Genomic DNA, 8821 nt, shown 5'->3' on the forward strand with positions numbered 1-8821 from the left:
ATTCGCCGAACTCTGCACGCAGTAGTACAGGCCGTACCAGGCATCGTGCTGACCGTTGCCGCTGGTTTCGTACGCGTAGCTGGCGGCCAGGAAAGCTTCCATGTAGGCCTCAACGTCCGCGGCGCCGAGGCGCTGGCCGCCGCGATCGTCGCGGTGTGGGATTCGGCGCGCGAACCCGCGGCCGTCGCCTATCGCGAACGTTTCGGTTTCGACGCCGCCGACGCGGCGATGGCGGTGGTGATCATGCCGTCGCTGCCGGCGGTCGCTTCCGGCGTGGTCTTCACTTGCGATCCGCTGTCCGGCCGCAACGACCGCGTGCTGGTCAATGCGCATTGGGGGCTCGGCGAAGCCCTGGTCGGCGGTCAGGCCGACGTCGACGAATACCGCCTGCAGGTGCGGCGCATCGACGACGGCCTGGAACCGATCGAGCAACGCATCGGCGCCAAGCGCCAATATTCGAGGGAACGCACCGGCGGGGGCACGGAGTTATCGGAAACCCCGCGCGAGTTGGCCGAGCGCGCGGTGTTGACCCCGGCGGGCGTCCTGGAAATCGCCGCGCTCTCGCGCGATGCGGCGGCGGCGCTGGATTTCGCCCGGCCGCGTTTCGACGTCGAGTGGGTCTGGGACGGCGACCGTTTCTGGATCGTGCAGGCGCGGCCGGTGACGGCGAGCGCGCGCCATACCTATCCGGCGTTGTCGCAACAGCCGAGCTTGTGGACGCGCGGCAACACCAAGGAAATCCTGCCCGAGCCGCTGTCGGCCATGGACTGGTCGCTGTACGCGATCGCCGCCGACCGCATGCTGACGCTCGGCTACGAACTCGGCGGTTATCCGGTATTGCCCGGGGTCCCCCACGCCAGCCTGCATCACGGCCGGGTCTATCTCGAGGCATCGCTGATCCAGTGGGAGGGTTACGACGCCTATGGCATCGCGCCGGCGGCGATCAACGCCCTGCTCGGCGGCGGCCAGGGGACGATCGCGGTGCCGGCGCCGTCGTGGCGTACGCGCATGCAACGCGGCCGGCGCTTGGTGCGCTATATGCGGCGATCATTGAAGAAACGCCGCAGCGCGGACGCGGATCTGGCCCGTGCGCGCGAGCAGGCCCGAGCCTGGCGCGAACAGGAGCTGTCGCAGGGCAATCGCAGCCTGGCCACGCTGTTGCGCCAGCAGGTCGCACAGGTGCGCGCATCGGACGAGTTGTTCTTCCTGCAAGGTTCGGCCGGCGGCACCCTGACCACCCTCGTCGATGTGATCGAAAAACGCTGTCCGGGCGAAGGGCAGGCGTTGACCGCGGCCTTGATGGCCGGCGGCGAGAGCAGCGTGACCGCGCAGCAAGGTTACGAGTTGATCGCGCTGGCCCAGGTCGCGGCCGCGGACGAGGCCGCGTCGTCATGGCTGCGCAGCGACGGTCGCGACAGCGCGCAATGGTCGGCCCAGCTGCCGCAGAGCAGCGCCTTCCGGCGCGAGTTCGCCGGCTTTCTCGAACGTTACGGCCACCGCGCGGTGGCCGAGAGTTATCTGCGTCAGCCGCGTTGGCGCGAGCAACCGGCCTATCTGCTCGACATGGTCGCGTCCCTGATCGGCCGCGATGCCGAAGCCTTGCGGCAGCGCCAGCGCGAGATTTCGGCGCAGGCCTGGCAGCGGGTGAGCGGATGCACGCCGGTGTGGCTGCGGCCGCTGATCCGCCATCTGGCGCGCAGCGCGACCGTCGATTGCAACCACCGCGAGGCGGCGCGCAGCGCATTGATGGCGTATTTCGAGGCGATACGCCGGGTGGCGATGAAGCTCGGCGAACGGCTGTCCGGCGACGGCGGCTTCGCCGAGCCCGACGAAGTCTTCGACTTGACCGCCGAAGAACTGTGCGCGGTCGCCGAAGGCCGGCTCGGGCTGCGCCAGGCCAAGGCGCGCGCCGACGAACGCCGCGCTACCCGTCTGGCTTGGGCGGCGACGGTCGAACCCGAGGTGGTGATCGAACACGGCGAGCTCGCCGCGGCAGCGACCGCGAATCATGCGGCGGCGATGCAGGATGGCGACGGCGCGTTCTGGACGGGTACGCCGATCGGCGCCGGCCGCGCCAGCGGACGGGCGCGCATCGTCCGCGACCCGCGCGAGGCGGGGGCGCTGGAAAGCGGCGACGTGCTGGTCGCGCCGAGCACCGACCCGGCCTGGACGCCGCTGTTCCTCAAGGCCGGCGCGCTGGTGATGGAGACCGGCGGCTACCTCTCGCATGGCGCGATCGTGGCGCGCGAGTTCGGCATTCCGGCGGTGGCGAATCTGCCCGGCATTCTCGGTGCGCTGAGCGAAGGCGAGCGCGTCGAAGTCGACGGCCACCGCGGCCGGGTGCGCCGCCTGCGCGATTGAATGCCGATGCGTATGGCGGCGGCGCGATCGGCCCCGCTCAGGGGTCTTCGACGGTATAGCCCTGTTCGCGCAGGCGATCGAGCAGGCCGCCGCGTTCGAGCAGGTCCGACACCGGCAGGGTCGCGAAGGTGCTGCGGTTCTTCGCCAGCGAATCTTGCGCGCGTTCCAGCCACGTCGCGGCGACGCGTTCGCGCAAGTCGCCGAACCCCAGGCGCTTGGCGACGCCGGTGGCGGCCAGCGCTTCCAGGCAGGTGCGGTACTGGTCGCCCTGCGGCAGGGTGCGCAGGCTGGCGATGTCGCCGACCGCCCAGGCGTTGCCGCGTGCGCGCATCGATTCCAGGTCGCTTTCGATGCGCGACAGGGTCTTGGCGAAGCATTCGCGGTCGTCGAGCGCGCTGGCCGAAAATTCCTTGAGCGCGGCCTTCGGGTTTTCGATCTTGACCGTGACCCGGGCCTCGACGATCGGCACGTCGTGTTGCTTGGCGGTCTTCTCGACCACCGGCTGGACCACGCCCTTGAGGGTCATCCCGGACTGGCGGATCGCCGCTTCGTAGAGTTCCTGCGCGGCGAAGATCGGCCGCCATTTTTCGACCCCGCCGTCGCGGCCGATGTAGCGCGCCTTGAGCGTCAGCCAGCGCGCGTAGAGGTCGGCCGGCACGGTTTCCTGCAGGGTCTTGCCGTCGGGATTCTTGCGCGCCTTCAGCGCGGTCGGAATCAGCATCATGGTGCGCAGCATGCCGAGCTCGGTGCCGAAGTTGACCGAGGGCGGCGCGATCACTTCCTCGGACTCGGCGATCGCCGCCTCGACTTCGTGCGACAGCCAGGTCATGTCTTTCGGCAACGGGCTCAGGGTGCCGAGGATCCACAGCACGTGGCCGCCGCGCACGACCTTCCACATGCCCGGCCCGGGTTGTTCGCCGGTGACGACCAGAGTGTCGAGATCGCGAATGTCGGCGGCCGGCACCGCCGCCTGCTGGGCGAGGGCGGCGGGCTGGGCGAGGGCCAACAGCAGTACGGCAAACAGGGCACGACGCATCCGTGACGCTCCTGAGCGGGGGATGGGACTTCAGCGGAAGCCGCGATCGTAGCCGGTCCGGGGCCCGGACTGTGGGTCGGAGTTGTATTGCACTTGTATCGCACTGGTATGGGTCGCCCGGCCGGCATCGGGCCAGCCTTCTGGCTGGTTTGCAAATGAGAACTATTGCCAATTAGACTGTCGATTCGCCTCCACAAGCATGCTTCGCGATCCAACCGGCCGGACTGCCGGGTGGACCGGCCAGGCCATGACCCGCGTATGACCCAGACCCTCGTCCATCCGTCCTCCGCGCCCGCCCGCAAGCCGCGTCCGACCCTGTCGTGGCGCTATCGCGGCGAAGTCGCGGTGCGCGCGTTCGCCGCCATCGCGATCGGCTATGCCGTCGCCTACGCCTCGACCGCGTTCCTGACCCTGGCGCTGCCGCTCGGCCGCAACGATCGCGTGGTCACCGCGAGCCTGCTGTGTTTCTTCGTCTGGTGCGGCGTGGCCATGTACGCCTTCGCCGCGCGCACGCCGTGGCGCGCGTGCTGGGCGCCGGCCCTGTCGGCGGCCGCCTTGTACGGCATCGCCGCGTTGTTCCCCGAACTGGCCGCCCGACCGTGAGCGCGCAGGCATGAAGAACACTTTCTCGCAAGCGATGGCCTGGCTGCATACCTGGGCCGGCCTGGTGATCGGCTGGCTGCTGTTCGTGATTTTCGTCGGCGGCACCATCGCCTGTTTCGACAAAGAACTGACTCACTGGATGCAGCCGGCGCTGCACGGCAAGACCCCGGTCGAGAACATCGACCTGAGCCGGACCATCGAAGGCCTGCAGCGCATCGCCAAGCCGCATCCGCACGCCTATTACGTGACCCTGCCGAGCGAACGCAACCCGGCGCTGCAGTCGGCGGTGTATTACGACGCCGGCCCGCACGACGCGATCAACATCGACACCAGCACCGGCCAGGTCGTTCCGGAAACCGCCGGCGGCGAGTTCTTCTTCACCCTGCACTACAACCTGCATTCGGAAACCTGGGGCATGTACATCGTCGGCATCGCCGGCATGTTCATGCTGATCGCGATCCTGACCGGCATCGTGATCCACAAGCGCATCTTCAAGGACTTCTTCACCTTCCGGCCCAAGAGCGGCGGACAGCGTGCCTGGCTCGACGGCCACAACCTGACCGGCGTGCTCGGCCTGCCGTTCCACCTGATGATCGCCTACACCGGCGTGGCGATCTTCGTCGCCAACTACATGCCGGCCGGCCTGCTCGCGGCCTACGACGGCGATGTCGAGAAGTTCTATGTCGAAGCCAGCGACAGCTACGAGCGCCCGGAAACTCACCGGCCGTTGAAGTCGATCTATCCGATCGACAAGCTGATCGCCGACGCGCGCGAGCGACTGGGCCAGCCGATTTCCTGGGTCAGCGTGCACCATCCCGACGACACCAGCGCGACGATCTCCTTCGGCGGCGATCACAGTCGCGCGGTGGCGTGGAATTTCGATCAGGTCTTCTACGACGCCAACGACGGCCGGTTGTTGCACGAGTCCGGCGCGTACAAGGCCGGCTACAAGACCTATACCTTCCTCGGCGGCCTGCACATGGCGCAGTGGGGCGGCAGCGCGCTGCGCTGGCTGTACTTCGTGCTCGGCCTGGCCGGTTGCGTGATGATTGCCAGCGGCATGCAGGTCTGGGTCAACAAGCGCGCCAGGAAGGTCGCCGAAGCCGGCGCGTGGTCGGGCTATGGCCTGGTGCAGGCGCTGAATCTCGGCGTGGTCGGCGGCATGCCGCTGGCGAGCGCGGCGATGCTGATCGCCAATCGCCTGATTCCGGCCGCGACCGCCGAGCGCGCGAGCTGGGAGATCGGGGTGTTCTGCGCAGTGTGGATCGTCGCCTCGCTGTACGCGGCGATCCCCGCGGTGCGCAGCCGCGGCTGGGGCCATTTCTTCGCCCTCAACGCGATCGCCTTCGCCCTGATTCCCCTGGTCAATTTGACGACCGCGCCGCAAAGCCATCTGTTCGCGACGATCGCGCGCGGCGACTGGGCCCTGGCCAGCGTCGACCTGACCGCACTCGTCCTGAGCGTCGCCTTCGCCTGGCTGGCGCGGCACTCGTTCGTCAAGGCGCGGCAATCGGCGCCGGTGCGTTCCGCGCGCGGCCGCGCCGCCCGCGACGATGCCGCGATCAACGACACGGCCGTGGCCGATCACTGAGGAACATCGCATGTTGTGGTTGGGTTTCAGTCTCGGCATCGCGGCCTGGTGCCTGCTCAGTCTCGGACTCGAGAAGCATCACCGGCAGTTGTTCGCGCGCGCCTTCGACCCGCGCCGCGGCCGTTGGCTGCGCGCGGCCGGCTGGGGTTTGCTGGTGTTCGACTTCGCCCTATTCGTCGCCGGCTGGGGCTGGTCGCAAGGGCCGGTGTTCTGGTGCGCGGCGCTGATGCTGTCGGCGCTGGCCTGGACTTTGTTGATGACCTTGGCGCCGCGCGCGAGCACCCGGGTCGCCATCGCCACGGTGGTCAGCGCGCTGGCGCTGATGCCGGTGTGGATGGGGTAGGGCGCAGCGAACCAAGGGCATCCGCGGGTGGCCGGGAGCTTGCGCTGGATTCGGCTCGCTCAAGTCATTCTGTCCGTCATTGCGGGCCGCTCGAACTGTGCGGACATCGCGTCTGCGAGATCGCGGTCGCGGCTTGCGCCGCTCCTCTACCCAGGCAGTGCGGCGAGGTGTGCACGTCGCCGCCAACCGATCACCCGATCGCCGTCTGCACCGGCGTCGCGGTGAGCTGCGGCCAGCGGCGCAGCACCGCGGCGCGGATCGAGGCGGCGTCGAGGCCGGCTTCGGCGAGCAACTGCTCGCGGCTGGCGTGGTGCTGGAATTCGTCGGGCAGGCCCAGGTGCAGGATCGGTAGGACGATGCCTTCGGCCGCGAGCAACTCGGCTACGCCGCTGCCGGCGCCGCCGGCGACCACGTTGTCCTCGAGGGTGACGAAGCCTTCGTGGGTCCGGGCCAGTTCCAGGACCAGCGCGCGGTCGAGCGGTTTGACGAAACGCATGTTGACCACGCTCAGGCCGAGTTCGGCGCCGACCTGTTCGGCCGCCGGCACGATCGCGCCGAACGCGAGCAGGGCGATGCGCGAGCCGCTGCGGCGCAGTTCGGCCTTGCCGATCGGCAAAGTGTCGAGGGTCGGCTGGATCGCCGCGCCCGGGCCGGTGCCGCGCGGGTACCGCACCGCGGCCGGGCCTTCGTAACGGTGGCCGGTGCTGAGCATCTTGCGGCACTCGTCTTCGTCGGCCGGCGCCATCACCACCATGTTCGGCACGCAGCGCAGGTAGGACAGGTCGAGGTTGCCGGCGTGAGTGGCGCCGTCCGGCCCGACCACGCCGCCGCGATCGATCGCGAACAGCACGTCGAGGTTCTGGATCGCGACGTCGTGCACCAGTTGGTCGTAGCCGCGCTGCAGGAAGGTGGAGTAGATCGCCACCACCGGCTTGGCGCCTTCGCAGGCCATGCCGGCGGCGAGGGTCACCGCATGCTGTTCGGCGATGGCGACGTCGAAGTAACGCTGCGGGTATTCCTTGCTGAAGCGCACCAGGCCGGAGCCCTCGCGCATCGCCGGGGTGATGCCGAGCAGGCGCTCGTCGTCGGCGGCCATGTCGCACAGCCACTCGCTGAAGATGTCGGTATAGCTCGGCTTCTTCGCGCCGGGCTTGCTGATCAGGCCCTTCTCGGGATCGAACGGACCGACCGCGTGATAGCCGATCTGGTCGCCCTCGGCGAGTTCGTAGCCCTTGCCCTTGGTGGTGATGATGTGGAGCAGCTGCGGGCCCTTGAGGCCCTTGAGCGTCTTCATCGCGCCGAGCAGGGCCGGCAGGTCGTGGCCGTCGATCGGGCCGGTGTAGTGGAAGCCGACTTCCTCGAAGAAGGTCGAGGGCACGAACATGCCTTTCCAATGCTCTTCCCAGCGGCGCACGAACTTGGCGGCCGGCTTGCGCTTGTCGCCGAGCAGCTTCTTGCCGCCTTCGCGGATCGCATTGAGGGTACGGCTGCCGGTGAGGCGGCCGAGCATCTTGGTGACGCCGCCGACGTTCTCGGAGATCGACATCTGGTTGTCGTTGAGGATCACCAGCAGGTTCGGCTCGGGATCTTCCAGGCCGCCGGCATGGGCGAGCGCTTCGAAGGCCATGCCGGCGGTCATCGCGCCGTCGCCGATCACCGCCACGACCTTGCGCTCGTCGCCGGCGTGTTGCAGCGCCAGCGCCATGCCGAGCGCGGCCGAAATCGAAGTCGAGCTGTGGCCGACGCCGAAGGTGTCGTACTCGGATTCGTCACGCTTCGGAAACGGCGCCACGCCATCCTTCTGCTTGACGGTATGGATCTCGTCGCGGCGGCCGGTCAGGATCTTGTGCGGGTAGCACTGGTGGCCGACGTCCCACACCAGCCGGTCGACCGGGGTTTCGTACAGCCAGTGCAGGGCCACGGTCAGCTCGATCACGCCGAGCCCGGCGCCGAAATGGCCGCCCACGAGCGCGACTTGTTCGATCAGGTAGGCGCGCAGTTCCTCGGCGATCGCCGGGAGCTCCTCTTCGGGGAACCGGCGCAGGTCGGCGGGGACCTGAATACGGGAAAGACGCGGGTAGCGCTGCGAATCGATCATTACGACCATCTGTCTTCAGCTAGTCGGTCATTGTCCCGCCCCCGCGTGAGGCGAGCAAGAAGTCCGACCGCTTCATGTTCAGACAGCCGGCGCGGCAAGGCGCTGCGCCGAGGCAAGACCGGATGCCGCGGCCGATCGCCGCAGGCGCGGCTCAGCGGCCGCGCAGACGCCCGAACAGGCCGCCGCTGGACTTGGCCGGCTCGACCGGCGTCGGGTCGCCCTCGGGTTCGGCGAAACCGGTGGCGAGGCTGGCGTTGATGAAGTCGGCCACCTCGGCTTCGGTGACGCCGCTGGCCTCGGCGATCTCGGACACCGTCGCGAGCGCCTTCATCATCACCGTGGCGATGCGGAAGTGCTTGGGATATTCGCGCTCGGTCTGCGGCCACTTGGTCATGCGGTAGCGGCGCTGCGGGTCGTAGCCCGGGGCGAGGCGGCCCTGGCCGGCGAGCAGGTTGCCGAACCAGACCAGGCGGGTCAGCGGCATCGAGGCGCCGAGTTCGGTCGCGGCGGCTTCCCACTGCGCGGCCGGCACCACTTCGAAATCGGAGGCGGCGAAACCGCGGTCGAACCAGTCGGCCAGCGGCTTGAGCGCGGCCGGGCCGTGGTATTTGCGCTGGTCGGCGTCGATCAGCAGCCGCTCGTTGCCCTGGGACACGCGCAGCAGGCCGCGCAGGCGGCCGGGCACCAGCCAGTCGAGCAGGCCGTCGCCGCGCGCGGTGATGGTCGCAACCGCCGGCGTGAGCGTGCTCGCGGGCATGGCGTTCGCGGCGACGCTGACCGCGTCGGTCA

7 protein-coding genes are annotated in these 8821 nt (G+C 68.9%); 4 read left to right on the top strand and 3 right to left on the bottom strand.

Features of this window, described 5'->3' with window-relative positions:
• The first annotated feature begins 45 nt into the window (after window positions 1–45).
• A complete protein-coding gene (locus tag ACSAMQ_RS18795; protein WP_435397127.1) occupies window positions 46–2361 on the top strand; it encodes a PEP/pyruvate-binding domain-containing protein in 2316 nt (771 codons plus the stop codon).
• Window positions 2362–2398: 37 nt separating this feature from the next.
• On the opposite strand, the gene ACSAMQ_RS18800 is transcribed toward ACSAMQ_RS18795, so the two are convergent.
• Window positions 2399–3397 carry a TraB/GumN family protein gene (locus ACSAMQ_RS18800; RefSeq protein ID WP_435397121.1) on the bottom strand — a complete coding sequence of 333 codons (999 nt, stop codon included), beginning with the start codon at window positions 3395–3397 and terminating at the stop codon, window positions 2399–2401.
• A gap of 258 nt (window positions 3398–3655) precedes the next feature.
• On the opposite strand from ACSAMQ_RS18800, the gene ACSAMQ_RS18805 reads away from it, so the two are divergent.
• Genes ACSAMQ_RS18805 through ACSAMQ_RS18815 form a run of 3 tightly spaced genes read left to right on the top strand, consistent with a single transcriptional unit; the run spans window position 3656 to window position 5934 of the window.
• The gene (locus ACSAMQ_RS18805; protein WP_435397122.1) at window positions 3656–4000 is read left to right on the top strand and encodes a hypothetical protein; all 345 of its coding nucleotides are present in this window, start codon (window positions 3656–3658) and stop codon (window positions 3998–4000) included.
• Between the two features lie 10 nt (window positions 4001–4010).
• The gene (locus tag ACSAMQ_RS18810) at window positions 4011–5591 is read left to right on the top strand and encodes a PepSY-associated TM helix domain-containing protein (protein ID WP_435397123.1); all 1581 of its coding nucleotides are present in this window, start codon (window positions 4011–4013) and stop codon (window positions 5589–5591) included.
• Window positions 5592–5601: 10 nt separating this feature from the next.
• A complete protein-coding gene (locus ACSAMQ_RS18815; protein ID WP_435397124.1) occupies window positions 5602–5934 on the top strand; it encodes a DUF3325 domain-containing protein in 333 nt (110 codons plus the stop codon).
• Between the two features lie 190 nt (window positions 5935–6124).
• On the opposite strand, the gene dxs is transcribed toward ACSAMQ_RS18815, so the two are convergent.
• Both dxs and ACSAMQ_RS18825 read right to left on the bottom strand, forming a co-directional pair.
• Window positions 6125–8032 carry a 1-deoxy-D-xylulose-5-phosphate synthase gene (gene dxs / locus ACSAMQ_RS18820; RefSeq protein ID WP_435397125.1) on the bottom strand — a complete coding sequence of 636 codons (1908 nt, stop codon included), beginning with the start codon at window positions 8030–8032 and terminating at the stop codon, window positions 6125–6127.
• A 151-nt stretch (window positions 8033–8183) separates the two neighbouring features.
• The coding region (locus tag ACSAMQ_RS18825) for a hypothetical protein (protein WP_435397126.1) at window positions 8184–8821 on the bottom strand (638 nt) is incomplete at its 5' end.

Source organism: Lysobacter sp. 1R34A (assembly GCF_051217035.1).
Taxonomy (GTDB): Bacteria; Pseudomonadota; Gammaproteobacteria; order Xanthomonadales; family Xanthomonadaceae; genus Lysobacter.

What these genes read in the sequence shown, in the direction of transcription:
- ACSAMQ_RS18800 (WP_435397121.1), bottom strand. Translation starts at nt 3,397, where the DNA reads ATGCGTCGTGCCCTGTTTGCCGTACTGCTGTTGGCCCTCGCCCAGCCC.
- ACSAMQ_RS18805 (WP_435397122.1), top strand. Translation starts at nt 3,656, where the DNA reads ATGACCCAGACCCTCGTCCATCCGTCCTCCGCGCCCGCCCGCAAGCCG.
- ACSAMQ_RS18810 (WP_435397123.1), top strand. Translation starts at nt 4,011, where the DNA reads ATGAAGAACACTTTCTCGCAAGCGATGGCCTGGCTGCATACCTGGGCC.
- ACSAMQ_RS18815 (WP_435397124.1), top strand. Translation starts at nt 5,602, where the DNA reads ATGTTGTGGTTGGGTTTCAGTCTCGGCATCGCGGCCTGGTGCCTGCTC.
- dxs (WP_435397125.1), bottom strand. Translation starts at nt 8,032, where the DNA reads ATGATCGATTCGCAGCGCTACCCGCGTCTTTCCCGTATTCAGGTCCCC.